We start from the raw sequence: 23,294 nt of genomic DNA on the forward strand, positions 1-23,294 counted from the left end.
AATTATAGCCGACGCACCCTACTCGCCCAGGCAGAGCCGCAGCGCGTCGTCCCATGCCGGCATCCTCACGCCGAACGTCTGCGCCAGCTTTTCCAGCGCCATTCGCGAGTTCGCGGGCCGCTTCGCCGGAACCGGATACTCGCTCGCGGAAATCGGCAATACCTTCGGCGCGAGTTCGCCCATCGCCGTGCCCAAAATGGCTTGCGCGAAGCCGTGCCACGACGTCTCGCCGGACGAAGTCAGGTGATAGATGCCGGAACGCGCCGCCCACCACGCGGCGACATCCTCCGCGACGATTTGCTGCGCGACGATGTGCGAGGTAGCCACGGCGATCGTCCGCGCCCAGGTCGGCGCGCCGATCTGATCCGCGACGACCCGCAGTTCCGGCCGCTCGCGGCCGAGCTTCAGCATCGTCAGCAGGAAGTTCTTGCCGCGGCGACCATATACCCAACTCGTCCGTAGCACGAGATGCGCGCACCCCGTTGCCGCGATCGCCTGCTCGCCTTCAAGCTTCGTCGCGCCGTAAGCGTTTACGGGGTTCGTCGCGTCGGTTTCCGTATACGCGACCGGCTTCGTGCCATCGAACACGTAATCGGTCGAATAATGAATCAACGCGCCGCCGGTACGCGCCATCTCCTCGGCGAAGACGCGCGGCACGTCTGCATTCAATCGCCGCGCGGCGTCAACGTCGGTCTCGGCCTTGTCCACCGCCGTATAGGCGGCCGGGTTCACGATCAGCGATGGTTTCACCTCTCGGACAAACGCACGCACACGATCCAGATCGGTCAGGTCCAGCATTGATCTGTCGCACGGGACCACACGCCCGAGCCCCTGCAGCGCCCGCAGCAATTCAAATCCGACCTGGCCGTTCACGCCGGTCACGAGGATCGTCGATTCAGGATGCACGCCGCCCTCACGCATAGACTTCGGCCTCGCTCAGACGCTTGCCGGCCGCATCCTTCGGCGCCAGTATCGGTGCCGCATCGATCGGCCACTCGATCCCGATTTCCGGGTCGTCCCAAACGATGCATCGCTCATGTTCGGGGAACCAGTAGTCGGTCGTCTTGTACAGAAACTGCGCGGCATCGGACAGGACGACGAAACCATGCGCAAAGCCGGGCGGAATCCACAGCTGCCGGTGGTTTTCGGCCGACAGCACAAGGCCGACCCATTTGCCGAAATTCGGCGAGCGCTTGCGGATGTCGACCGCAACATCGAACACCTCGCCTTCCACCACGCGCACAAGCTTGCCCTGTGCATGCCGGACCTGATAGTGCAGTCCACGCAGCACGCCCTTCGACGAACGCGAGTGATTGTCCTGCACGAACACAATGCCCAGCCCCACCTGCTCGGCAAACTCGCGCGCATTGAAGCTTTCGTAGAAATAACCGCGCGCGTCGCCGAATACCTTCGGTTCGATGACCTTGACTTCGGGTAGCGCCGTTGCCGTTACTTGGATAGCCATGCGACCTGATTCGTGAGAAGGTTCCGGAGGTACTGCCCGTAGGCGTTCTTCGACAGCGGCTGTGCCAGCTTCAGCACCTGCTCCGCGTCGATCCAGTGCCTGCGGTACGCAATCTCTTCTGGGCACGCCACGACCAGTCCCTGCCGCTTCTGCAGCGTCGCGATGAAGCTCGCCGCTTCGATCAGCGAATCGTGGGTTCCCGTATCGAGCCATGCATAGCCGCGTCCCATGATCTCGACATTCAGCGCACCATCCGCGAGATATTGCGAATTGATGTCGGTGATTTCCAGTTCGCCTCGCGCCGACGGCTTGATGTCGGCCGCGATGTCGCACACGCGGTTGTCGTAGAAATACAGCCCCGTGACCGCATAGTTCGAACGCGGCTTCACAGGCTTCTCCTCGATGGACAATGCACGGAACGACGCATCGAATTCGACGACGCCATAACGTTCGGGATCGTGCACGTGATAGGCAAACACCGTAGCCCCTGCCTCTGCCGCATATGCGCGCTCGAGTTGCTTCGCGAGATCGTGCCCGTAAAAGATGTTATCGCCGAGGATAAGCGCCGACGGATCGTTGCCGACGAAATCCCGACCGATGATGAACGCCTGCGCAAGACCGTCCGGCGACGGCTGTACCGCATACTCGATGTTCATGCCCCACTGACTGCCGTCGCCGAGCATCGACTCGAAGCGTGGGGTGTCCTGCGGCGTCGAAATGATCAGGACGTCGCGAATCCCCGCGACCATCAGCGTCGATAGCGGGTAATAGATCATCGGCTTGTCATACACCGGCAGGAGCTGCTTCGATACGACGTGCGTAATCGGATACAGACGCGTGCCGGAACCGCCGGCGAGAATGATGCCCTTACGTGCCATCGATCGACTCCTCAAGCGCGTTCTGCGTAGTTGGTTTCAACCCACTTGAGGTATTCGCCCGAGGCCACCTCATCGACCCACACCTGGTTGTCGAGATACCAGCGCACCGTCTTCGCGAGACCGGTTTCGAACGTCTCGGCGGGCTTCCAGCCGAGTTCGCGCTCGAGCTTGCGTGCGTCGATCGCATAACGGCGATCGTGGCCGGGACGGTCGGTCACGAAAGTGATCTGGTCGCGATACGAACCCGCCGATTTCGGTCGCAGTTCGTCAAGCAGGTCGCACAGCGTGTGCACGACCTCGAGATTCGTTTTCTCGTTCCAGCCGCCCACGTTGTACGTGTCGCCGGTCTGGCCGCGCGCGAGTACCTCGCGGATCGCACTGCAGTGGTCGCCCACATACAACCAGTCTCGTACATTCTGGCCGTCGCCGTACACGGGCAACGGCTTGCCGGCGAGCGCGTTGGCGATCATCAGCGGAATGAGTTTCTCGGGAAACTGGTACGGGCCGTAGTTGTTCGAGCAGTTTGTGGTGAGCGTGGGCAGGCCGTACGTATGATGATAGGCACGCACGAGATGATCGGAGCCGGCCTTCGTTGCCGAATACGGGCTGTTCGGTGCATACGGCGTGGTTTCCGAGAACTGCGGGTCGGTCGCCGACAACGAGCCGAACACTTCATCCGTCGACACGTGCAAAAAACGAAAGGCCGATCTCTCTGCTTCGCCCAAGCCGCTCCAGTATGTCCGGGCGGCTTCAAGCAGCGTGAACGTGCCGACCACATTTGTCTGAACAAAATCCGCCGGCCCGTGAATCGAGCGATCGACGTGGCTTTCCGCAGCGAAATGCACGACTGCGCGAGGCTTGTGTTCCGCGAACAGCGCATCCAGCGCAGCGCGATCGCAAATGTCGGCGCGTACGAACACGTGTTTCGGGTTCCCGTCCAGCGACTGCAGCGTGCGACGGTTGCCGGCGTAGGTCAACTTGTCGACGTTAAGCACGGCCTCGTCGGATTGACGCAGCCAGTCGAGTACAAAATTGGCACCGATAAAACCCGCGCCACCCGTCACCAGGATCATGAGGCTCCCTCTAATCATACGCGGCGGGCCTCAAGCACGAGCCGCCATCATTTCGAACAGCGACGGCATCAACGTACGCGTCGCTCAAGGCGGGAATTCTAACTTCTCACCGTGACCGTCAAAGTCATGAAATGCTAATTTTGTCGAGGAAGCGGCAATTATAGGAAGCAAGCCTCCGCAAAAGCCATGCTGCTAACAACTTGAAACAGTGATCCGCACTCGGCATCACGAATGAAATGATGTTTTAAATCAATACGTTAAACTAGCACAATGTTGTGCATGTGCGCGCTTTCGCCATCGCGCCTTTTTCCATTCTGTATCAAAACCTGTAACAACTGCCTCTCATGCCGCCTACCCCCATCGCCATCGGCGACATCCAAGGCTGTCATTCAGCTTTCCAGTCGCTCTCCGAAAAACTTTCAGCCCCCGCCGACACCCCGCTCTGGATCGCCGGCGACGTCGTCAACCGCGGCCCGAGCTCCCTCGCCGCATTGCGCGCGGTCGTCGACCTCGGCCCACGCGCGACCGCCGTGCTCGGCAACCACGACCTCCATCTGCTCGCGGTGTCAGCCGGCATCCGCACCGAACGCCCGGGCGACACGATAGGCGAAATCCTCGACGCGCCCGACGCCGACGCACTGCTCGACTGGGTGCGCCACCGCCCGTTCGCCCATTTCGAAAACGATATGCTGCTCGTCCACGCAGGCGTGTTGCCGCAATGGGACGCCACGCTCGCACTGGAACTCGCGGACGAGCTGCAACGCGCGCTGCGCGCACCCGACTGGCGCGACACCCTGCAGGGCCTGTACGGCAACGAGCCGAACCAATGGAGTCCGAACCTCAAAAAACGCGACCGGATGCGCGTCGCATTCAACGCGTTCACGCGCCTGCGGTTCTGCACGCCCGACGGCACGATGGAGTTCAAAGCGAACGGCGGCCCCGACACCGCACCGCCCGGCTACCTGCCGTGGTTCGACGTACCGGCCCGCCGCACCGAAAACGTGACGGTCGTGTTCGGCCACTGGGCCGCGCTCGGCCTGATGCTGCGCGACAACGTCGTCGCACTCGATTCGGGGTGCGTATGGGGAAATCAATTGTCGGCCGTACGACTGACGGCCGACCCGGCGCAGCGCACGGTCACGCAGGTGCAGTGCGAAGCGTGCCGCACGCCGGGCGGCGAGTAGCCCGCACGCGAGACGCGCGGGCGGAATGAAGCATCAACCCTCGCGCCCCGGCACCGGCTCCTCGGCAGCCGCATCGCCCGCCGCACCGCCGCCGACTTCGATCGCCGGATACGCGTGCCGCTCGAGCTCCGCCAGCGACTCGGGCGACGGCTTGCCGACCTTCGCCTGCATCGCTTCGAGCGCAGCCGCGATCGCGTCGCGCGCCGCCGCCGAAGTCGTGCGGCGGTCACCGCCCGGCGCGATCGGCTCGCACACGTACAGGTGCGCAACCAGCGGGCCGCCGCGCAGCACCATGTCGAGCGACATCCCGAGCGACAGCTCGCCCGTATACGCCGGCGCGACTGACTGCCGCCGCTGTGCGTCCTCGTACATCAGGCAGATCGGCTGCACCGAGCAGCCGGCCGATACCGACGCCTGGAACAGGTTCGCATGGAACGGCAGCAGCGACTGCCCGTCCGACGTCGTGCCTTCCGGAAACACGCACATCAACCCGCCGTTGCGCAGGCGCTCGGCCATCTCGTGCATGATCCGCATCGCCTCGGTACGCTTCTCGCGCTGCAGGAACACGGTGTCGAGCTTCTCGGCGAGCCAGCCGACGACCGGCCACTGCCGCACCTCGGCCTTCGACACGAACGGCGTCGGCCGCCACGCGTTGATCGCGTAGATGTCGAGCCACGACACGTGATTGCCGACCACGAGCGCGCTCGCGTCGAGCCGCGCGCCGTCGTTGTGGACGACGAGGCGCATCCCGCAGATCCGCAGCATCTTGAGCGACCAGCGGCGCGTCATCTCGGCGCGGCGCGCGGGCGATACGTGCGAAAAGCGCAGCGCGACGATCGCCATGCCGCGCAACAGGTGAAAGACGAGACGCAGCTTGCGAAGAGCGGTCATGGCGAGGATCCGGCGTGGTTCAGTGGCGCTCGAACGCGACCTGCCCCGCCACGAGCGTCGTGCGCACGCAGGCCGGCAGTTCGTAGCCGAGGAACGGCGAGTTGTGACCCTGGCTCTTCAGCGCGCGCGGCTCGACGCGCCAGTGCGCGCGCGGGTCGAACACGCACAGGTCGGCCGCACTGCCTTCGGCCAGACGGCCCGCCGGCAATTGCAGCACGTCGGCCGGCGCCGCCGTGATGCGACGCAGCGCCTGCGCGAGCGGCGTGTTCGTTTCATCGGCCCACTTCACCGTGAGCGACAGCAGCAGTTCGAGCCCCGTCGCGCCCGGCGTCGCTTCGGCGAACGGCAGCAGCTTCTCGTCGTCGTCGACCGGCGTGTGATCGGAACAGATCGCGTCGATCGTACCGTCGGCGAGCGCCGCGCGGATCGCTTCGCGATCGCGCTCGCCGCGCAGCGGCGGGTCGAGCCGGAATTGCGAATCGAAGTAGCCGATGTCGACGTCGATCAGGTGCAGGTGGTTCACGCCGACGTCGCACGTCACGGGCAGCCCCTCGGCCTTCGCCGCACGCACGAGCGCGAGGCCGGCCGCCGACGACAGGCGCGCGAGGTGCACGCGCGCGCCCGTCACGCGCATCAGTTCGAAGATCGTGTGCAGCGCGATCGTCTCGGCCGCGACCGGCACGCCGGACAGCCCGAGCCGCGACGCGAGCGCGCCGCTCGCGGCGACACCGCCACGGCCGATGAACGCGTCGAGCGGACGCAGCCACGTCGTGTAGCCGTAGGTGCTCGCGTACTGCAGCGCACGCAGCAGCACCTGCGTGTCGCGCACCGGCACGTTCGCGTGCGTGAAGCCGACGCAGCCCGACTCGGTCAGCGCGACCATCTCGGTGATCACTTCGCCCTTGAGGCCGACGGTGAGCGCGCCGAGCGGATGGACGTTCGCCTGGTGGAGGTTGCGGGCGCGGAACTTGAGCATCTCGACGAGACCCGGCTCGTCGAGCACGGGGTCGGTGTCCGGCGGGCATACGAGGGTCGTGACGCCGCCGGCGACGGCCGCGGCCATCTCAGACGCGAGCGTCGCCTTGTGCTCGTAGCCCGGCTCGCGCAGCCGCGCGCACAGGTCGACGAGACCGGGGGCGACGATCAGGCCCGCCGCGTCGACCGTCTTCTCCGCGTTGAAACCGGCCGGCGCCGTGCCGAGCGCGGCGATCTTGCCGTCCGCGACAAATACGTCGGCCTGCCGTTCGGTGCCGGCGACCGGGTCGATCAGCGTGCCGCCTTGGATATGAATCTTCATGCGCTGTCTGTGAATGCGTTGATTGCGTGAATAAGGATGCGCGAAGGCAGGCTCAGTCGCTGTTGCCGGCGACGATGCCCATCACCGCCATCCGCACGGCGATGCCGAACGTGACCTGGTTGAGGATCACCGACTGCGGGCCGTCGGCGACCTGCGAGTCGATCTCGACACCGCGGTTCATCGGGCCCGGGTGCATCACGATCGCGTCGGGCGCGGCGAGCGCGAGGCGCTCGGGCGTCAGGCCCCAGGTCTTGAAGTATTCCTGCGCGGACGGCAGCAGCGCGCCGCTCATCCGCTCGTTCTGCAGGCGCAGCATGATGATCACGTCGACGCCCTTCAGCCCTTCGTCGAGGTTGTGGAACACCTTCACGCCCATCTGCTCGAGACCGCCCGGCAGCAGCGTGCGCGGGCCGATCGCGCGCACTTCCGGCACGCCGAGCGTGGTGAGCGCGTGGATGTCCGAGCGCGCGACGCGCGAATGCAGGATGTCGCCGACGATCGCCACGCGCAGCTTCGTGAAGTCGCGCTTGTAGTGACGGATCGTGTACATGTCGAGCAGGCCCTGCGTCGGGTGCGCATGACGGCCGTCGCCGGCATTGATCACGTGCACGTGCGGCGCGCAGTGCTCGGCGATCAGGTACGGCGCGCCGCTCGATGCGTGGCGCACGACGAACAGGTCGGCATGCATCGCCGACAGGTTGTTGATCGTGTCGAGCAGCGACTCGCCCTTGCTCGTCGACGACGCGTTGATGTTCAGGTTCAGCACGTCGGCCGACAGGCGCGTCGCGGCGATCTCGAAGGTCGTGCGCGTGCGCGTCGAGTTCTCGAAGAACAGGTTGAACACCGACTTGCCGCGCAGGAGCGGCACCTTCTTCACCTCGCGGTCCGTCACGCTGACGAACTGCTCGGCCGTATCGAGAATGTGATTGACGATCGAGCGCGGCAGCCCCTCGATCGACAGCAGGTGTTTCAGCTCGCCGTTTTTCGTGAGCTGTGGGTTGCCCTTCAGGAAACCGTAGCGGAACCGCTCGGGGCTCGCGGCCGCAGCGGGATTGCCGGTGCGGCCAGTGGTGTCGGTGGTCATGGTGTGCGTGATTCCAACTATGCAAACGGGCCGCGGCACGAACCGGCGGCCCGGGATACGGTTTCGCGGTTCGGTCAGGCGCCGTGCGCCTCGATGCGCAGCGTCAGCTGCGCGGCCTCGTCGCGCGCGAGCACGAGCGTCGCATCGGCCGGCACGTCGAGCGTGCCGCCCGCGAAGCGCGCTGCAACCGGCAGCTCGCGGCCGCCGCGATCGGCGAGCACCGCGAGCTCGACCGCGGCCGGACGGCCGTAGTCGAACAGTTCGTTGAGCGCGGCGCGCACGGTGCGGCCGGTGTACAGCACGTCGTCGACGAGTACGATGCGCGCGCCGTCGACGTCGAACGGCAGCGACGTCGGGCTCGCCTGGCTGTGCAGCCCCTTCTTCGCGTAGTCGTCGCGATGCAGCGCGACGTTCACGACGCCGAACCCCGGCGCGCCGAGATCGCGCGCGAGGCGCTCGGCGAGCCAGGCGCCGCCGCTGTGAATGCCGGCGAGCCGCGGGCCGCCCGGCTCGGCGAAGGCCGTGCCGTATGCGTCGCTTATCTGGTCGAGCAGGACGCGGTAGAGCGCGTCGGCGTCAATGGTGCTCATGGTCGGACAATTGATCGAGATACTGTTGAAGGATCACGCGCGCGGCCTCGGCGTCGAGCATCTCGGCACGTGCGCGCCCGCGCACGTTGCGCTCGCGCAGCCCGGCCTCGGCCTCGACCGACGAATAGCGTTCGTCGACCCACGTGACGGGCAGCCCGAAGCGGCCGTTCAGCTGATTGCCGAAGCGCTTCGCCTGCTGCGTCATCTCGTGCGGCGTGCCGTCCGGATGCATCGGCAGGCCGACGACGAGCGCGTCCGGCCGCCATTCGGCCAGCAGTTCGCCGACCGCCTTGAAGCGGTGCTCGCGGTTCAGGTTGGGGATCACGACGAGGGCGCGGGCCGAGCGCGTCAGCGCGTTGCCGATCGCGACGCCGATCCGCTTCTCGCCATAGTCGAACGCCAGGAGCGTCGCATCGCGCGCGCTCGCGCCACTCATGCGTGCCCTGCTTCGCCGGACAGCATCGACGAGCTGACGCCGAGCAGGCCAAGCGCGGCTTCGAAGCGCTCCTCGGCCGGCGTGTCGAACACGATGCGGGGATCGGCGGCCACGGTCAGCCAGCCATTGCGGGAAATTTCTTCCTCGAGCTGCCCGGCGCCCCAGCCTGCATGGCCGAGCGTCAGCAGGAAGCGTTTCGGGCCGGTGCCCGTCGCGACCGCCTCGAGCACATCCTTCGACGTCGTCATCTCGAGCCCGCCCTCGACCGACATGGACGAGTTGTAGTTCGCGCCCTCGACCGGCTCGTGCAGCACGAAGCCGCGCTCGGTCTGGACCGGGCCGCCGAAGTACACGGGGATGTGCAGCAGCGGCTCGATGTCGAGCTTCAGGTCGATGCGGTTGAACAGCGATTCGAGGTCGATGTCGGTGGGACGATTGATGACGAGGCCGAGCGCGCCGCGCTCGCTGTGATCGCAAAGATAGACCACCGTTCCCGAAAACGTCGGATCCGCCATGTTCGGCATGGCGATCAGGAACTGGTTGGTGAGATTGATGCGATCGGAAGGCTTTGACATGGTTTGAATTTTAGCAAAGACGCCGCGACCTGACCGGGCCGCGATCAACAAGCAACGCCGCGCGACGCTGGCAACGACGCGCGCGGATCACACGGCACTCTAACACGCGCGCGGGTGCTGTCGGCAGCGTGTTGCCGGCCCGTGCGACAAGGGCTGCCGCCACGGTCGCGTCCCGTTGCGCATCAGGTCCGGCCGAGCGCCGCGCCGAGCGCCCCGGACGCGGCGGTCAGGTCCGGCGGCGCCACCCCCGCGGCGATCTTCAGCAGCGCGGCGCGCAACATGTCGGACGCGCGGGCGTGTGCGTCGAGCCCGCCTTCGGCGAGCGGCATGCCGTGCGCGGCACGGCGCCATGCCAGCCCGAGCGTGTCGGCCAGCAGCGCCGCATGACCGAGCCCGAGCGCGCATGCAGCCGTACCAACCCGGTAGGCGGCCGCGGACGCGCGCCATGCGGCCCCCGCATCGGCCGCGGCCGGGTCGACGGCCAGATCCGCCATCGATGCGTCAGCCGTCTGCAGGAAATCCTCATACGCATGGGCGTTGACGGTCACGACGCCGAGCATGCGGGTGGGCGCCGCCGCGACCGCATCACGCTCGGCGCGCGCAGCGTCGGCCTCCCACAGCGCCTCGGACGCGGGCGTGCCGGCGACGTGCCAGTCCACGGTCAGCCCATAGTCGTGCAGCACGTCGACGAGCGCGACGTCTTCCGCGGCTGCGCCGAACAGCGCGAAATCGCGCCACAGCAGCGCCACCGTCTCGCGCACGAGCGCCGGCGGCGCACTGCGCCTGCCCTGCGCGTGCTCGCCGAGCAGCAGGTTGGTGCGTGCGAGGAAACGCTTCAGTTCGGGCGCGGCGCTAGCGCGCAGCGCGCGCAGGCACGCGGCGGCGAGCCGCCAGAAATCGTACGGCGCGCCGTCGGCCAGCGCGGTCAGGATCGTGTCGAGTTCGTCGAGCGCTGCGTCCGGCGTGCCGTGCGGCGCGCGCAGCACGCCGAGCAGCGCCTGCTCGTAACGAGCCCGCGCCCGGCTTGCGAATGCGTCTGGCAGCGCGCGCAGCGTCGCCGGCGGTGTCGCGCGCCCGACGAGCGCCAGCACGTCGAGCGGCACGCTCGCGTGCAGGTCGGCCGCGCTTTGCGCACGCAGCGCCCGGAAATGTTCGAACAGGATGGGCGAGCAGGCCAGCTCGCGCAGATTGTGGCGCTCGACCGCCGCGCGGAAATCGCGCAGCGCGAGGCGCCAGGCGGCGGAAGCCGGTTCGTCGGCGACCAGCGGCACCGCGGCGGCCAGTTGCCCGGCGAAACGAGCGGCTGGCAGCCAGCCGGCCTCCGCCAGCACGGCCGCGGCGGCCGACAGCGGCGCGGCCGCGTCGTCCCGCTGCTCGAATGCATCGGCGGCCGCCGCGAGCCACGCGTCGGCCGCGCGCACGGCCCCGCCACGCGGGTTGGGCAGTGCGTCAGGGTGGGAAACGTTCGCCGGATCGGACGTCATGGACACGCGCGCCTGTCATCGTCAAGTCGCTCGCGCCGGCCGCGGCGCGCGAGCGCCGGGCAACCGCGAGGCCGAAGCGGTGTGTCCGTGGGCCAAGGGTCCGGTCAGATCTGGACCATCTCGAAGTCTTCCTTGCGAGCGCCGCATTCGGGGCACGTCCAGTTGATCGGGACGTCTTCCCAGCGCGTGCCCGGGGCGATGCCCTCTTCGGGCAGCCCGGCTTCTTCGTCATAAATCCAGCCACAAATCAGGCACATCCAGCTCTTGTATTCCATCTTAAGCCGCGTCGGGGAAAAGTCGGTAAATTCGGGAGCCATGATGGTACCGTGTCGGGGCCGGACTGCCTAGCAATCGCACTGGAGTCCGACGACTACGTTGCGCTGCGCTAAAAATTCCGTCGTGCGGGCCGGATTCCGCCGCATAATGGCTGAAAAGTGCGGCCTGCCGGGCAACACGGGGCCCAAACGCCCGATTCGCCTCGCCGTCCGCAGCTCTGTCGCTCCCCCGTTTTTTTCTTGCCCCATTTTTACATGTCCAGCAACGCCCCTCCGATCGTCCTCACCTTCGGCCTGTCCGATCCCACCGGCGGCTCCGGCCTCCAAGCCGATCTGATGACCCTGGCGAGCATGGGCTGTCACGGCGTGTCCGTCCTGACGGGCTACACCGTGCGCGACTCCGCCGCCTGCGACGAAGTGACCGGTCTCGATCCCGATGTCGTCGCCGCCCAGGCGCGCATGCTGCTTGAGGACATGCCGGTCGCCGCGTTCAAGATCGGCGCCGCGACGCGCGCGGAAGTCGTGAGCGCGATCGCGGAAGTGGTCGCCGACTACGACGGCGTGCCGCTCGTGCTCGCACCGGACTTCACGCTCGACGACGAGCACGTGCTCGCCGCCGACGACCTGCGCGAATCGATCGCCGACCTGCTCGCGCCGCAGACGACGCTGCTGGTCGCCGACCACGCGACGCTGATCGCGCTCGCGCAGCCGGACGGCGATGCCGAGGCGCCGAATCTCGACGCGGCCGTGTCGCACCTGCTGTCGCAGGGCTGCGAGTACATCCTATCGTCGGAAACGGGCTCGCACCGGCTCGTCAACACGCTGTACGGCGAGGAAGGCCAGCTTCGCGAAGACATGTGGGATCGCTCGCCGCACCGGCTGATGGGCATCACCGACACGCTCGGCGCGGCGATCGCGGCACTGCTCGCGAACGGCCAGGAGCCGCCCGAAGCGGTGCGCGAGGCGCAGGAATACCTGTACCAGGCCGTCCGCGACGCGTTCCGGCCCGGCATGGGCGCGTACCTGCCCGACCGGTTCTTCTGGGCGCGCAGCAACGACGAGGAAGGCGGGCGTCCGGTGACGGAAAGCAGCAAAAGCTCGCCGCGAATCGCCCGGCATTGACGCCCGCGCGGCGGCCCTGCGCCGCCGTTGCGCGGCCTGCGCTCGCTTCGGGGCGGCATGTCCGTCCCATGTCCGCCCCTTTTCGCACGCATAAAAAAAGACCCGCATCGCTGCGGGTCTTTTTCTTTGGCTGGAACGCGCATCACTGCGCGTTCCGGACACCATCGACCGAAGTCGATTACATGTCCATGCCCATGCCGCCCATGCCGCCCGGCATGCCGCCCGGCATCGGTGCGTCTTCCTTCGGCAGTTCTGCGACAGCTGCGTCCGTCGTCAGCAGCAGGCCTGCAACCGAAGCTGCGTTCTGCAGTGCGGTGCGCGTGACCTTGGTCGGGTCGACAACGCCGGCTTCAACCATGTCGACGTACTCGCCCGTTGCTGCGTTGTAGCCGTAGTTGCCCGTGCCTGCAGCAACTGCCGCCACCACGACGCTCGCTTCTTCGCCACCGTTCGTGACGATCTGGCGCAGCGGCTCTTCCATTGCGCGCAGCACGATCTTGATGCCGGCGTTCTGGTCGGCGTTCGCGCCGGTCAGGCCTGCGATCGCGGTGCGAGCGCGGATCAGCGCAACGCCGCCGCCTGCCACGATGCCTTCTTCCACAGCTGCGCGCGTTGCGTGCAGTGCGTCTTCGACACGTGCCTTCTTTTCCTTCATTTCGACTTCGGTCGCAGCACCGACCTTGATCACTGCCACGCCGCCGGCCAGCTTGGCCACGCGCTCTTGCAGCTTTTCACGGTCGTAGTCCGACGTCGCTTCTTCGATTTGCGTGCGAACTTGCTTGACGCGCGCTTCGATGTTCACGGCTTCGCCTGCGCCGTCGATGATCGTCGTGTTTTCCTTGCCCACTTCGATGCGCTTCGCCTGGCCCAGTTCTGCCAGCGTTGCCTTCTCGAGCGTCAGGCCGGTTTCTTCCGCGACGACTTGACCGCCGGTCAGGATCGCGATGTCTTCCAGCATGGCCTTGCGGCGATCGCCGAAGCCCGGCGCCTTGACCGCAACGGTCTTCAGGATGCCGCGGATGTTGTTGACGACCAGCGTTGCGAGCGCTTCGCCTTCGACGTCTTCAGCGATGATCAGCAGCGGACGGCCAGCCTTCGCGACTTGCTCGAGCACCGGCAGCAGATCACGGATGTTCGACACCTTCTTGTCGTGCAGCAGCACAAACGGGTTGTCGAGGACGGCGACTTGCTTGTCCGGGTTGTTGATGAAGTACGGCGACAGGTAGCCGCGGTCGAACTGCATGCCTTCGACGACGTCGAGTTCGTCGGCGAGCGACTTGCCGTCTTCGACGGTGATCACGCCTTCCTTGCCGACCTTGTCCATCGCTTCAGCGATGCGATCGCCGATCGACGTGTCGCTGTTCGCCGAGATCGAGCCGACCTGTGCGATTTCCTTGTTCGTCGTGCACGGCTTGCTGATCTTCTTCAGCTCTTCGACAGCCGCTGCGACTGCCTTGTCGATGCCGCGCTTCAGGTCCATCGGGTTCATGCCCGATGCGACGTACTTCATGCCTTCGCGAACGATCGATTGCGCGAGGACGGTTGCCGTCGTCGTGCCGTCGCCTGCGTTGTCGCTGGTCTTGGAAGCCACTTCCTTGACCATTTGCGCGCCCATGTTCTGGAGCTTGTCCTTCAGCTCGATTTCCTTCGCGACCGACACACCGTCCTTGGTGACCGTCGGGCCGCCGAAGCTGCGCTCGAGCACGACGTTGCGGCCCTTCGGACCCAGCGTGACCTTGACTGCGTTGGCGAGAATGTTCACGCCTTCGACCATCTTCGAACGGGCGGAATCGCCGAATACGACGTCTTTAGCTGCCATCTTCTAACTCCTTGAATTCTTGGGAATATGTACCGTCGGTGGACGCTTACTGCGCGTTGACCACGGCCATGATGTCTTCTTCGCGCATGACCAGCAGTTCCTGGCCGTCGACCTTGACGGTCTGACCAGCGTACTTGCCGAACAGCACGCGATCGCCGACCTTCACGTCGAGCGCGATCGCCGCGCCCTTGTCGTCGCGCTTGCCCGGGCCAACCGCGAGGATCTCGCCTTGATCCGGCTTCTCAGCAGCAGCTTCGGGGATCACGATGCCCGAGGCGGTCTTGGTTTCCTGATCCAGGCGCTTGACGATCACGCGATCGTGCAAAGGACGAAGGTTCATATTCACTCCTCTCTTGACTGAGATTGAAGAACGCTTAGGGAATCTGCCCGGCGGGTCGCCCGGCAGAGAATTGTTAGCACTCTCGTGCAGCGAGTGCTAATTATATGGACGGGTTTTGACAAATTCAAGAAGGGGAGCCAGAGGTTTTTTCGTGCGGGGCGGAACGATGGAAAAACGGGGATTGATTGAAAAATTTCATTAAAAACAATCACATAAACATCGCTCCTGCACATCGGACGCGGACGAGATACGGGATATCCCGACCTCGCCCCAATTTGACACGGGGCGAGCACCGAGTTCCCGCAGTCGTCCGGCATCGCATGAACAAGGCTGCGCGGACGTGCCAAGGGCGCAAACTGCGGCCACGGGATCGTCACATGTCCGGACAGCCCACGACCGGCTGAAACGTCCGGCCGTCGGTCTCGACCGTCGCGCCGAGCAGCCGCGCGAGGCCTTTCGCGCCTTCGCGCATCACGACGTCGTGATTCCACGCGAACAGCGGGCGCGCGATCGGCTCCAGCCAGTTCATCCAGCGCTCGCGCGTGCGGATGTGCCAGTCGTAGCGCACGACGGTGCGCGCGCCGTCGCCGGCGAACGACCAGCGGCCGTCGCCTTCGATCGCGCCGCTCGCGCGACCTTCGAGCACATGCGGCCGCTCGACGCGCAGCACGCGCATGTCGAAGGTCAGCCGGTACGGCAACGCGCCTTTCCACGTGTATCGCTGCAGCGCGCCGACGCCGCCCGCGTCGCCGTGCTCGATCTCGACGGTCCGCACGGCGCTCTTCCACCAGTCCGGCCAACGATCGACCTGGTAGATCGCGTCCCAGACAGCCGCGAGGGGCGCGTCCACGCGCCACGTCGTCGAAAACCGGTATTCCGCCATGCTGCCTCCGGCGCGAATCAGAATCGGGGTCAAAAGCGCGATCAGGGCGAGAAAAAGCGGGCGGGAAACGCGACGTCGATCTCGACGTCGTCGAGCGTCACCGTTTCGAGCGGCGCGCCGTCGTCGTCCCCGAAGCTGACGACCTTCAGCGGAAAGCCGTCCTCGGTGTCCAGCCACAGACGATAGCGATGCACGCCGTCGACCACGTGCGCGGGCGCGCCCGTCACCGATACGCGCAGCGTGGCGCGGCCGCCGAGGGTTTCCTTGCCTTCCGTCACGGTCGCACCGCCCTGCTGCAGCGCATGCACGTTGTGCAGCAGCACGCCGACGTCCGAACGGTCGACGCGATGGCCGCTGCGGTCACGCAGCAGCGGATTGGACGGCGACAGCGTCAGCGCCGGCAGCGCATGCTCGCCGAACGGACGCAGCCGCACCTTGCCGTTGCCGGGGTCGTACGCGAGCACCGCGCCGTGATGCGGCGACACGAAGTCCATCCGGACGAAACCGGGTTTCAAGTAGGCATAGTGGAATTCGGCATGCTCGCCGCTTCGCGCCGACGACCGGATCGTCGCGCGATACGAGTGAACCTGGTCGAAATGCGTCTGCGCGATGGTCACGGGATCGGCTGTCATGCTCGCTCCTATCAGGCTCGCGGCCAGCAACGCGGCTATCACGGCGCCGCCTCGACGTCGAGCACGCCTTCCATTCCGCGCTCGCGATGGCTGCGCAGGAACAGCAGCCGATGCGTGCAATAGTAGGCGAAGCGGCCGGGCGCCGTCGGCGTGAAGCGCAACGTGCGCGGCGTCGTGCCGAGCTCGGTATGCACCGCGATGCCGGCCTGCGGCGCGTCGATCTTGAAACTGTGCGGCACGACGCCCGGTTCGGCCGAGACGGTGAGTTCAACCGGCACGTGTGCGCGGACGATCACGTGACTCGGCCGAAAGAAATAGCTGCCGCCGACGATCGCCACCCGCTGCACGCCGTCGGCGTCGACCGGCACGCGCACCGGCGCATCGCCGTCCGCCCGCGCGAGCCCGGCGCCCGCCACGAGCGCCACCGCCACCATCACCGCCTTCTTCGTGTTCATCGTCGGCCCCCTGCCGATGTCGCGCGCGTCAGCCCTTCCACGCGTCGGTCGGTCCGCCGAGCGCGCCGCATGCTTCGATCGCGAGCTCGCGCAGCCGTCGTTCGTCGGCGTGTCCGGAGAGCGCATAACCCATGCCGCGATCGGACCAGAAGTACGTATCGCGACCGCCGGCGGACATCGCCCGGGGCGCGAAGCGCCGCGCATCATAGGCCGTCATGTAGAGCGTCACGCGCTTGCCGTCCGCGCGCTGGTACATCAGTTGCGCGGCCGGCCCGGCGTCGCCCGGCAGCAGCCGGCCGCCCAGCAATGCATAGCCGTATTCGTCGAGCGACGGCGCACGCACGGGCCGCCCGAGACGCACGGACAGCCACGCGGCAAGGCGCGCCGGATCGCGTGCGTCGACCTCGACCGGATGCTCGCGATCGGCCGCGTACACGGCATACGCGACGTCCGCGTGCGCGGCGAAGGCCGGCTCGGCGCCGAAGGTCGTCCAGCCCGCGTGCAGCGCGACGCCGATCACCAGCCCGGCCGCCAGCCCCGCGAATGCATACGCGACGCCGCGCCAACGCGGCACGCGCCGCTGCACGAACAGCGCGGGTGCGGCGGCCGGCAGCGGGAACAGCGCTTGCAGCGCGTCGCGCTGCGCGCGGTAATGCGCGAACCGGTCGGCTTCGCGCGGATCGGACGCCAGCCGTTCGAGCACCTCGCGGCGCTCCTGCCCGGACAGCTCGCCGTCGAGCAGCGCCGACAGCAGTTGCGCCGACGCGTCGGCGCCGCCGTCCCGATCGTTCGAAGGTTTGCGCGGATCGTCGTCCATCATGTCTTCCCGATCACCCGTAACGCGGCCGCGCCGCGCGCCGGCGGCTCGTCGGACAGCAGCGCACGCATCTGTTCACGCGCCCGCGACAGCCGCGACATCACCGTCCCCACCGGCACGCCGAGCACCTGCGCGGCGTCGCGGTAACTCAATTCCTCGAGCGCGACCAGCAGCAGCACCTCGCGCTGCTCGACGGGCAGCCGGTACAGCGCGCGCTGCACGTCGCGCAACAGCAGGCCGCCGATCTCGTCGGTCGGCGCGGCCATCGTCTGCCATGGCGCGGTCGCATCGTCGACCGCGATCTCGTGCCGCGCGCGCAACTGGTCGATGAAGCGGTGGCGCAGCAACGTCAGCAGCCACGCACGCAGGTTGCCGCCGTCGCGCGGCGGCCGGTTCAACGCGCGCTCGAGCGTGTCCTGCACGAGATCGTCCGCCCAGGCCCGGTCGCCCGTCAGCGCGCGCGCATATCGCGTGAGATGCGGCAACCACACCAGCAGGTCCGATTCGTAGCTCATCCGGATGCCTCGCGCGTCGCCGCGCCGTCAGTCCGTCGGTCGGTGTTCAGGGACGCGCGACGTGCCACATGCCGCCGATTCCGTCGCCGCCCGCGTCGCCGGCCTTGCGGTCCATCTTCCAGCGATACAGCGGACGGCCGTGGTACGCCCATTGCTTCTTCCCATCGTCGCGCGTGACGAGGCTCAGCGCACCCGACGCCTTGTCGTATCCGTCGGCGAGCGCCGGCGGCCAGTTGGCCGCGCAGGTGCCGGTGCAGGTGCTCTTGCCCGGCGCGTCGTGATCGAACACGTACAGCGTCATGTGATCTTCGTCGACCAGTTTCCCGTCACCGGCCTGCGGCGGCTCGGCGGCCGCAGGCCGCGCGATCGCGGCCGTCAGCGCGATGGCGAACAGCATCGTCTTCATTCCCGTTCTCCTTGGCATGGCGTCGCGGCACGATGCCGCCGGACGGGACGTCGACTTCGTGATGACCATTATCCCGCTGTCCGGCCGCGCCGAGACTCGGTATGTAAACGGACGAATCCGGCCAGTTATTCCATGCCGCCCCACGAAGCGGCGCCATTCCTCGCACGAAACACCTCGGGATCCCCAAGAAAAACGCGGCATGACATTGCTGTCATGCCGCGTCGTACGGCCCGTTGCACGCGGCAGGCGATGGATCGCCGCCGCGCGTTCCGGCCGGTTACTTCGGCAATGCGCCAGTCACCGCCTGCAGCAGCGTCGACACCGGTGCGAGCGGGTTGTTCGCGGAGCCGTTGCCCGAGTGCGGCGTAACCGACAGGCTCGGCGTGGAACCCAGCGCCGCGCCCAGCGTCGTGCCGACGGCATTGACGACCGTTGCCGTCGCGTTGCCGGTCGTCGACACCAGCGAACCAGTCGCGCCCGCCGTGCTGCCGGCCGCGCTCGCGCCGGAGCCGAGCAGGCTGCCGCCCGCCGCAGCCGTCGAACCGGCCGCGCCCGACAGCGCGCCGGCCGCCTGCCCGAGGGCTGCCGGACCGTTCGCGAGGGCGCCCGTCACCGAACCGAGTGCACCGGTCAGTGCGCCGGCCGGGTTGCTGCCGCCGGTCAGACCGCCGACGAGGTTCGTGATCGGCGTGATCGGGCTGCCGCCTGCGCCCGACAGCGTGCCGACGACCTGGTTCACGACGCCCTGCACCGGCGCCAGCGGATTCGTACCGCCGAGGTTGCCGAGTGCGCCCGTTACCGAACTTACCGCGTTGCTCAGTACGGCTGCCGGGTTGCCGCTGCCGAGCGTGCCGACCACCTGGTTCACGACGCCTTGCACCGGGGCCAGCGGGTTCGTGCCACCGAGATTGCCGAGTGCACCCGTCACCGAATTCACCGCGTTGCTCAGTGCGGCTGCCGGGTTGCTGCCACCGAGCGTGCCGACCACCTGGTTCACGACGCCTTGAACCGGGGCCAGCGGGTTCGTGCCGCCGAGATTGCCGAGCGCGCTCGTGACCGAACCGAGCGCACCGGTCAGCGCGCCGGCCGCATTGCCACCCGTCGGCAGTGCGTTCTGCAGGCCGCTGACGAGGTTCGTGATCGGCGCGATCGGGCCGCCGCCGCCGGCGCCCGACAACGTGCCGACGACCTGGTTCACGACGCCCTGCACCGGCGCCAACGGGTTCGTGCCGCCGAGGTTGCCGAGTGCGCCCGTCATCGAGTTTACGGCGTCCGTCAGTGCACTGGCCGGGTTACCGTTGCCAAGCGTGCCGGCGAGTTGCGTGACGGCGCCTTGCACCGGTGCCAGCGGGCTCGACGCGCCACCGATGTTGCCGAGCGTCCCCGTGATCGTATTGACCGCATTGCTCAGCGCACCGGCAGGATTGCCGCTGCCCACCGTGCCCGTGACCTGGTCGACGATGTTCTGGATCGGTGTCAGCGGATTCGTGCCGCCGACGTTACCCAGCGCGCCCGTGACCGTGCCGAGAGCACCGGTCAACGCACCTGCCGGGTTACCGCCGCCGAGCGCGCCCGTCACTTGATTCACCACGCCTTGAACCGGCGCCAGCGGGTTTGCACCGCCGCCCACGTTACCCAGCGCACCCGTGACCGTGCCCAGCGCGCCGGTCAAGGCGCCTGCCGGGTTGCCACCGCCGAGCGCGCCCGTCACTTGGTTGACGGCGCCTTGAACCGGCGCCAGCGGGTTCGTGCCGCCGCCAACGCTACCCAGTGCGCCCGTGGCCGTGCCCAGCGCACCGGTCAACGCACCTGCCGGGTTGCCGCCACCGAGCGCGCCCGTCACTTGATTCACCGCGCCTTGAACCGGCGCCAGCGGATTCGCCCCACCGCCGACGCTACCCAGCGCGCCCGTCACCGTACCAACCGCATTGCTCAACGTCCCCGTCGCCGTGCCCAACGCGCCAGTCAACGCCCCCGCCGGATTGCCGCCACCAAGCGCCCCCGTCACCTGGTTCACCACGCCTTGCACCGGCGCGAGCGGCGTCACCGTGCCGCCAGCGCCGCCGAGCGCGCCTTGCAGCGCGTTCACCGCGCCCGACAAGGCTTGCGCCGGATTGCCGAGCGACGTCTGGATCGCGCCCGATCCGCCCGCCGCCACGGTGACCGAACCCAACGGCGACGTGCCGGTCGCGGCCAGCCCGATCGAGACGCTGTTCGTCGGCGGATTCACGATTACCTGCGGAAGCGGCAGCGCATCGAGCGTCCCCGCGATAGCCGAACCGGAAGCCAGCACCCCGAACACCGTCGCGACCGACAGCGCCACACCCGTCAATTTAAGCTTTTGTCCCATCTTTACCCCATCTCGGTTGGCACTACGTTGATAAAGCATGGGGACGGATTGCACGAAGTGTGCCACCCGGTTAAAGCGGATTGATTCGTCGGCCCATTGCAAGCCAATAACGGTTTTATATGGATTTCAGGGCAAATAAGCTGATCGCACAGCCATAATCATCTGATGAATCAGGCGTCTGGTGCGCGGATGTAACGTAACGTTTGCGAGGCCCGAAGTAACGTGTTCCGGTACATTCCGTGCCACATCGGAACGCCCGGCACGAAAGCGCCGCCGGATTGCCCGGCCAAATCGCCTGTTTCGCATTTCATTTTCATGAAAATGCATTAATAAATCGCTTGTTTACCGATTTTCTTATTTAGCGATTTCTTTCCGATCAATTACGCAGACAATTTCCATTCGCGCGACCGCGGATAATGCGGATTACCAAATGAAAAAATGTGACGGCCGCACCGGGGCGGCCGTCATATCGAAACGCGCTCAGCCGAAGCGCGCGGGTCGGTATGGATGTGGATCGATGTAGGTCGGCTCGCCCGTCATCATCTCGGCAAGCAGACGCCCGGTCGCGGGTCCGAGCGTGAGCCCGTGGTGACAATGGCCGAACGCGAACCACAGATGACGATGGCGCGGCGCAGGCCCGATCACCGGACGCATGTCGGGTGTGCACGGCCGCATCCCGAGCCACGGCGCCGGATCGAGCCGCTCGCCGATGCCGAACGCGTCGCGCGCCAGCGGCTCGGCGCGCGCGAGCTGCACGCCGGTCGGCGGCGCGCCGCGCAACGCGATCTCGACGCCGGTCGTGAGCCGCAGGCGGCCGCCTTCCATCGGCGCGACGACGAAACCCGCCTCGGTATCGCACACGGGCACGTTCAGCGACGCGCGGGTCGGCCGGTAATGCATGTGATAGCCGCGCTTCGCGCGCAGCGGAATCCGGTAGCCGAGCGGCGCGAACACGTGATCGGACCACGGCCCGAGCGCGACCACGGCCGAGCGGGCCGCGATCGGCCCATGCTCGGTTTTGACCTGCCAGCCGTCGCTCACCTGCGCGAGCGTCGTCGCGTCGCCGTGCACGAACGTGCCGCCGTCGCGCTCGAACAGCCGCGCGTACGCCTTCGTGAGGCCCCCGGGGCTCGACACGGTCTTCGGGTCCTGCCAGTGGAATGCGCCGCAGAATGCGTCGCCGATGCCGGGCTCGCGTTCGCGCAACGCGCGCGCGTCGAGGACGCTCATCCGCAACCCGTGCGCGTCGGCCACCCGCTGCTGCGCGCGCGTTTCCGCGTCGAACAGCGCCGGCGAACGGAACGCCTCGATCCACCCGCCGTCATGCACGAGCGGCTGCGCGTCGGTGCGCGCGAGCAGCGCGTCGTGCTCGACGACGCTTGCCGCGACGAGCGGCAGCATGTCGCGCGCGGCGGCCGCGAGCCGCTGCGGCGACGATTCGCGCCAGAAGCGCGCGAGCCAGCCCGCATACGCGGGCAATGCCTTGTAATCCCAGTAGAGATCGACCGAGCGGTTGCGTGCGTAGCGCAGCAGCGTGCCGAGACGGCGCGGGAACGCGTACGGCACGACCGACGAGCGCTCGATCAGCCCGGCATTGCCGTGGCTCGTCTCCTCGCCGGGCGCGCGCCGGTCGACGAGCGCGACGCGCAGCCCGCGATCCTGCAGATGCAGCGCCGACGACACGCCGACGATGCCGGCCCCCAGAACGATGACGTCGAAATCCATGCTTCCCCGTACTGCGTCGAGATTCGGTGCGACACGCGCCGACACCGCGGCCGGCGCGCGGCCAGGCTTACTTCGCGACGATGTCGCGCTTGAAGTACTTCTGCGAAAGCGCGCTCAGCGTGCCGTCCTTCTTCAGCGCGTCGAGCGCGCCGACGATCTTCGCCTGCAGCGCCTTGTCGCCCTTGCGCATCCCGAAGCCGGTGCCTTCGCCGAGCGTCGCGGGATCCTTCAGCGCGTCGCCGACGATTTGATAGTCGCGGCCGGCCGGCTTGTCGAGGAAACCGTCCTGCGCGGTCTGCGCCTCCTGCACGGCCGCGTCGAGACGCCCGGCGACGAGATCGGCATAGATCTGGTCCTGATCCTGGTACGACACGACGGCCACGCCCGCATTCGCCCAGTGCGCCTTCAGGAAATCCTCCTGCGACGAGCCCTGCAGCACGCCGACGTGCTTGCCGCGCAGGCTCGCGGCATCGGGCCGCAGCGGCGAGCCGCGGTGCGCGACCATCACGATCGGCACCACGTAGATCGCCGGCGTGAAATCGATGCTCTGCTTGCGCTTCGCGGTGATGTTCATCGCCGAATTGATCGCGTCGAACTTGCGCGCCTGCAGCGCCGGGATCAGCCCGTCGAACGCATTCTCGACCCACACGCACTTCATGTTCAGCTTCGCGCACACCGCATTGCCGATGTCGACGTCGAAACCCTGCAGCTGGCCGGCCGGCGTCTTGCTCTCGAACGGCGGATACGCGGCTTCGATCCCGAAGCGCAGCGTGGTCTGTTCCGCGTGGGCCGTGACGGCCGCGCACGCAAGCGCCGCGACGGCGCAGAGGGAAAGCTTCCAGTTCATGACGGATGTCCTTCGATTCCGGATTGAGGCGATGAAGACCGGTCATCGTGCGACGGCACGCCGGTCTGCACGCGAAAATATAGACTCTTAGTCTACTATAGACTATAGGGGATACGATAATCCGGCGCTCACGCAGTCCCGTGAAATGCCG

25 protein-coding genes are annotated in these 23,294 nt (G+C 67.1%); 2 read left to right on the forward strand and 23 right to left on the reverse strand.

The window, feature by feature from the left end; translation table 11 throughout:
- Positions 1 to 18 precede the first annotated feature (18 nt).
- The 4 genes from rfbD to rfbB are packed head-to-tail and all read right to left on the reverse strand — an operon-like array spanning position 19 to position 3,416.
- Positions 19 to 921, reverse strand: a complete 903-nt coding sequence (gene rfbD / locus HWX25_RS05630; protein WP_175907583.1) for a dTDP-4-dehydrorhamnose reductase — start codon at positions 919 to 921, stop codon at positions 19 to 21.
- Positions 914 to 1,465, reverse strand: coding sequence for a dTDP-4-dehydrorhamnose 3,5-epimerase (gene rfbC / locus HWX25_RS05635; RefSeq protein WP_175907586.1), 552 nt, complete (start codon positions 1,463 to 1,465; stop codon positions 914 to 916). The genes rfbD and rfbC overlap by 8 nt, the downstream gene beginning before the upstream one ends.
- Entirely contained in the window at positions 1,450 to 2,343 is an 894-nt protein-coding gene (gene rfbA / locus HWX25_RS05640) for a glucose-1-phosphate thymidylyltransferase RfbA (RefSeq protein ID WP_175907588.1), read from the reverse strand. The genes rfbC and rfbA overlap by 16 nt, the downstream gene beginning before the upstream one ends.
- Before the next feature lie 11 nt (positions 2,344 to 2,354).
- Entirely contained in the window at positions 2,355 to 3,416 is a 1,062-nt protein-coding gene (gene rfbB, locus HWX25_RS05645; protein ID WP_175907590.1) for a dTDP-glucose 4,6-dehydratase, read from the reverse strand.
- Positions 3,417 to 3,760: 344 nt separating this feature from the next.
- Here rfbB and HWX25_RS05650 point away from each other — a divergent pair, with 344 nt between their 5' ends.
- Complete coding sequence (locus tag HWX25_RS05650) at positions 3,761 to 4,600, forward strand: symmetrical bis(5'-nucleosyl)-tetraphosphatase (RefSeq protein ID WP_175907592.1); 840 nt, start codon at positions 3,761 to 3,763, stop codon at positions 4,598 to 4,600.
- A gap of 33 nt (positions 4,601 to 4,633) precedes the next feature.
- Here HWX25_RS05650 and HWX25_RS05655 read toward each other — a convergent pair whose 3' ends face one another.
- The 8 genes from HWX25_RS05655 to HWX25_RS05690 form a co-directional block, all read right to left on the reverse strand.
- The gene (locus HWX25_RS05655) at positions 4,634 to 5,491 is read right to left on the reverse strand and encodes a lysophospholipid acyltransferase family protein (RefSeq protein WP_175907593.1); all 858 of its coding nucleotides are present in this window, start codon (positions 5,489 to 5,491) and stop codon (positions 4,634 to 4,636) included.
- A 19-nt stretch (positions 5,492 to 5,510) separates the two neighbouring features.
- The gene (locus HWX25_RS05660) at positions 5,511 to 6,788 is read right to left on the reverse strand and encodes a dihydroorotase (RefSeq protein WP_175907595.1); all 1,278 of its coding nucleotides are present in this window, start codon (positions 6,786 to 6,788) and stop codon (positions 5,511 to 5,513) included.
- A gap of 52 nt (positions 6,789 to 6,840) precedes the next feature.
- Positions 6,841 to 7,872 carry an aspartate carbamoyltransferase catalytic subunit gene (locus tag HWX25_RS05665; RefSeq protein WP_044846292.1) on the reverse strand — a complete coding sequence of 344 codons (1,032 nt, stop codon included), beginning with the start codon at positions 7,870 to 7,872 and terminating at the stop codon, positions 6,841 to 6,843.
- 74 nt (positions 7,873 to 7,946) lie between these two features.
- The gene (gene pyrR / locus HWX25_RS05670) at positions 7,947 to 8,462 is read right to left on the reverse strand and encodes a bifunctional pyr operon transcriptional regulator/uracil phosphoribosyltransferase PyrR (protein WP_175907597.1); all 516 of its coding nucleotides are present in this window, start codon (positions 8,460 to 8,462) and stop codon (positions 7,947 to 7,949) included.
- Positions 8,449 to 8,898 carry a Holliday junction resolvase RuvX gene (gene ruvX, locus HWX25_RS05675; RefSeq protein WP_059530402.1) on the reverse strand — a complete coding sequence of 150 codons (450 nt, stop codon included), beginning with the start codon at positions 8,896 to 8,898 and terminating at the stop codon, positions 8,449 to 8,451. The genes pyrR and ruvX overlap by 14 nt, the downstream gene beginning before the upstream one ends.
- Positions 8,895 to 9,473 carry a YqgE/AlgH family protein gene (locus HWX25_RS05680; protein WP_006751106.1) on the reverse strand — a complete coding sequence of 193 codons (579 nt, stop codon included), beginning with the start codon at positions 9,471 to 9,473 and terminating at the stop codon, positions 8,895 to 8,897. Before HWX25_RS05680 ends, ruvX begins: the two co-directional genes overlap by 4 nt.
- A gap of 182 nt (positions 9,474 to 9,655) precedes the next feature.
- A complete protein-coding gene (locus HWX25_RS05685; RefSeq protein ID WP_175907599.1) occupies positions 9,656 to 10,957 on the reverse strand; it encodes a hypothetical protein in 1,302 nt (433 codons plus the stop codon).
- Between the two features lie 104 nt (positions 10,958 to 11,061).
- On the reverse strand, positions 11,062 to 11,232 hold the full coding sequence (locus HWX25_RS05690; protein ID WP_004186709.1) for a rubredoxin: 171 nt from the start codon (positions 11,230 to 11,232) through the stop codon (positions 11,062 to 11,064).
- Positions 11,233 to 11,487: 255 nt separating this feature from the next.
- Between HWX25_RS05690 and HWX25_RS05695 the strand changes: the two genes are divergently transcribed.
- Entirely contained in the window at positions 11,488 to 12,354 is an 867-nt protein-coding gene (locus HWX25_RS05695) for a hydroxymethylpyrimidine/phosphomethylpyrimidine kinase (RefSeq protein ID WP_059466951.1), read from the forward strand.
- A gap of 178 nt (positions 12,355 to 12,532) precedes the next feature.
- Here HWX25_RS05695 and groL read toward each other — a convergent pair whose 3' ends face one another.
- The 11 genes from groL to HWX25_RS05750 all read right to left on the reverse strand — a co-directional run bounded on the left by groL (position 12,533) and on the right by HWX25_RS05750 (position 23,143).
- On the reverse strand, positions 12,533 to 14,173 hold the full coding sequence (gene groL, locus HWX25_RS05700) for a chaperonin GroEL (protein ID WP_044846298.1): 1,641 nt from the start codon (positions 14,171 to 14,173) through the stop codon (positions 12,533 to 12,535).
- Between the two features lie 46 nt (positions 14,174 to 14,219).
- On the reverse strand, positions 14,220 to 14,513 hold the full coding sequence (groES, locus tag HWX25_RS05705) for a co-chaperone GroES (protein ID WP_014897904.1): 294 nt from the start codon (positions 14,511 to 14,513) through the stop codon (positions 14,220 to 14,222).
- 373 nt (positions 14,514 to 14,886) lie between these two features.
- Positions 14,887 to 15,396 (reverse strand): SRPBCC family protein, encoded by a 510-nt coding sequence (locus HWX25_RS05710; protein WP_175907601.1) that lies wholly within the window; start codon positions 15,394 to 15,396, stop codon positions 14,887 to 14,889.
- A 41-nt stretch (positions 15,397 to 15,437) separates the two neighbouring features.
- Positions 15,438 to 16,070: a DUF1571 domain-containing protein gene (locus tag HWX25_RS05715; protein WP_175907602.1), complete on the reverse strand. Its 633-nt coding sequence runs from the start codon at positions 16,068 to 16,070 to the stop codon at positions 15,438 to 15,440.
- On the reverse strand, positions 16,067 to 16,483 hold the full coding sequence (locus tag HWX25_RS05720) for a quinol oxidase (RefSeq protein ID WP_175907603.1): 417 nt from the start codon (positions 16,481 to 16,483) through the stop codon (positions 16,067 to 16,069). Before HWX25_RS05720 ends, HWX25_RS05715 begins: the two co-directional genes overlap by 4 nt.
- Positions 16,484 to 16,511: 28 nt before the next feature.
- Entirely contained in the window at positions 16,512 to 17,300 is a 789-nt protein-coding gene (locus tag HWX25_RS05725) for an anti-sigma factor (RefSeq protein ID WP_175907604.1), read from the reverse strand.
- Complete coding sequence (locus tag HWX25_RS05730) at positions 17,300 to 17,815, reverse strand: sigma-70 family RNA polymerase sigma factor (protein ID WP_059530417.1); 516 nt, start codon at positions 17,813 to 17,815, stop codon at positions 17,300 to 17,302. The genes HWX25_RS05725 and HWX25_RS05730 overlap by 1 nt, the downstream gene beginning before the upstream one ends.
- A 46-nt stretch (positions 17,816 to 17,861) precedes the next feature.
- Positions 17,862 to 18,221: a hypothetical protein gene (locus HWX25_RS05735; RefSeq protein WP_059530421.1), complete on the reverse strand. Its 360-nt coding sequence runs from the start codon at positions 18,219 to 18,221 to the stop codon at positions 17,862 to 17,864.
- 277 nt (positions 18,222 to 18,498) lie between these two features.
- Positions 18,499 to 20,571: a hypothetical protein gene (locus tag HWX25_RS05740; RefSeq protein ID WP_175907605.1), complete on the reverse strand. Its 2,073-nt coding sequence runs from the start codon at positions 20,569 to 20,571 to the stop codon at positions 18,499 to 18,501.
- A gap of 480 nt (positions 20,572 to 21,051) precedes the next feature.
- Positions 21,052 to 22,296: an FAD-binding oxidoreductase gene (locus tag HWX25_RS05745; protein WP_175907606.1), complete on the reverse strand. Its 1,245-nt coding sequence runs from the start codon at positions 22,294 to 22,296 to the stop codon at positions 21,052 to 21,054.
- Between the two features lie 67 nt (positions 22,297 to 22,363).
- Positions 22,364 to 23,143 (reverse strand): ABC transporter substrate-binding protein, encoded by a 780-nt coding sequence (locus HWX25_RS05750; RefSeq protein WP_059530430.1) that lies wholly within the window; start codon positions 23,141 to 23,143, stop codon positions 22,364 to 22,366.
- Between the last annotated feature and the right edge of the window lie 151 nt (positions 23,144 to 23,294).

The sequence above is a fragment of the Burkholderia sp. BCC1640 genome, from assembly GCF_902833125.1.
Lineage (GTDB): Bacteria > Pseudomonadota > Gammaproteobacteria > Burkholderiales > Burkholderiaceae > Burkholderia > Burkholderia diffusa.

What these genes read in the sequence shown, in the direction of transcription:
- rfbD (WP_175907583.1), bottom strand. Translation starts at nt 921, where the DNA reads ATGCGTGAGGGCGGCGTGCATCCTGAATCGACGATCCTCGTGACCGGC.
- rfbC (WP_175907586.1), bottom strand. Translation starts at nt 1,465, where the DNA reads ATGGCTATCCAAGTAACGGCAACGGCGCTACCCGAAGTCAAGGTCATC.
- rfbA (WP_175907588.1), bottom strand. Translation starts at nt 2,343, where the DNA reads ATGGCACGTAAGGGCATCATTCTCGCCGGCGGTTCCGGCACGCGTCTG.
- rfbB (WP_175907590.1), bottom strand. Translation starts at nt 3,416, where the DNA reads ATGATCCTGGTGACGGGTGGCGCGGGTTTTATCGGTGCCAATTTTGTA.
- HWX25_RS05650 (WP_175907592.1), top strand. Translation starts at nt 3,761, where the DNA reads ATGCCGCCTACCCCCATCGCCATCGGCGACATCCAAGGCTGTCATTCA.
- HWX25_RS05655 (WP_175907593.1), bottom strand. Translation starts at nt 5,491, where the DNA reads ATGACCGCTCTTCGCAAGCTGCGTCTCGTCTTTCACCTGTTGCGCGGC.
- HWX25_RS05660 (WP_175907595.1), bottom strand. Translation starts at nt 6,788, where the DNA reads ATGAAGATTCATATCCAAGGCGGCACGCTGATCGACCCGGTCGCCGGC.
- HWX25_RS05665 (WP_044846292.1), bottom strand. Translation starts at nt 7,872, where the DNA reads ATGACCACCGACACCACTGGCCGCACCGGCAATCCCGCTGCGGCCGCG.
- pyrR (WP_175907597.1), bottom strand. Translation starts at nt 8,462, where the DNA reads ATGAGCACCATTGACGCCGACGCGCTCTACCGCGTCCTGCTCGACCAG.
- ruvX (WP_059530402.1), bottom strand. Translation starts at nt 8,898, where the DNA reads ATGAGTGGCGCGAGCGCGCGCGATGCGACGCTCCTGGCGTTCGACTAT.
- HWX25_RS05680 (WP_006751106.1), bottom strand. Translation starts at nt 9,473, where the DNA reads ATGTCAAAGCCTTCCGATCGCATCAATCTCACCAACCAGTTCCTGATC.
- HWX25_RS05685 (WP_175907599.1), bottom strand. Translation starts at nt 10,957, where the DNA reads ATGACGTCCGATCCGGCGAACGTTTCCCACCCTGACGCACTGCCCAAC.
- HWX25_RS05690 (WP_004186709.1), bottom strand. Translation starts at nt 11,232, where the DNA reads ATGGAATACAAGAGCTGGATGTGCCTGATTTGTGGCTGGATTTATGAC.
- HWX25_RS05695 (WP_059466951.1), top strand. Translation starts at nt 11,488, where the DNA reads ATGTCCAGCAACGCCCCTCCGATCGTCCTCACCTTCGGCCTGTCCGAT.
- groL (WP_044846298.1), bottom strand. Translation starts at nt 14,173, where the DNA reads ATGGCAGCTAAAGACGTCGTATTCGGCGATTCCGCCCGTTCGAAGATG.
- groES (WP_014897904.1), bottom strand. Translation starts at nt 14,513, where the DNA reads ATGAACCTTCGTCCTTTGCACGATCGCGTGATCGTCAAGCGCCTGGAT.
- HWX25_RS05710 (WP_175907601.1), bottom strand. Translation starts at nt 15,396, where the DNA reads ATGGCGGAATACCGGTTTTCGACGACGTGGCGCGTGGACGCGCCCCTC.
- HWX25_RS05720 (WP_175907603.1), bottom strand. Translation starts at nt 16,483, where the DNA reads ATGAACACGAAGAAGGCGGTGATGGTGGCGGTGGCGCTCGTGGCGGGC.
- HWX25_RS05725 (WP_175907604.1), bottom strand. Translation starts at nt 17,300, where the DNA reads ATGGACGACGATCCGCGCAAACCTTCGAACGATCGGGACGGCGGCGCC.
- HWX25_RS05730 (WP_059530417.1), bottom strand. Translation starts at nt 17,815, where the DNA reads ATGAGCTACGAATCGGACCTGCTGGTGTGGTTGCCGCATCTCACGCGA.
- HWX25_RS05735 (WP_059530421.1), bottom strand. Translation starts at nt 18,221, where the DNA reads ATGAAGACGATGCTGTTCGCCATCGCGCTGACGGCCGCGATCGCGCGG.
- HWX25_RS05740 (WP_175907605.1), bottom strand. Translation starts at nt 20,571, where the DNA reads ATGGGACAAAAGCTTAAATTGACGGGTGTGGCGCTGTCGGTCGCGACG.
- HWX25_RS05745 (WP_175907606.1), bottom strand. Translation starts at nt 22,296, where the DNA reads ATGGATTTCGACGTCATCGTTCTGGGGGCCGGCATCGTCGGCGTGTCG.
- HWX25_RS05750 (WP_059530430.1), bottom strand. Translation starts at nt 23,143, where the DNA reads ATGAACTGGAAGCTTTCCCTCTGCGCCGTCGCGGCGCTTGCGTGCGCG.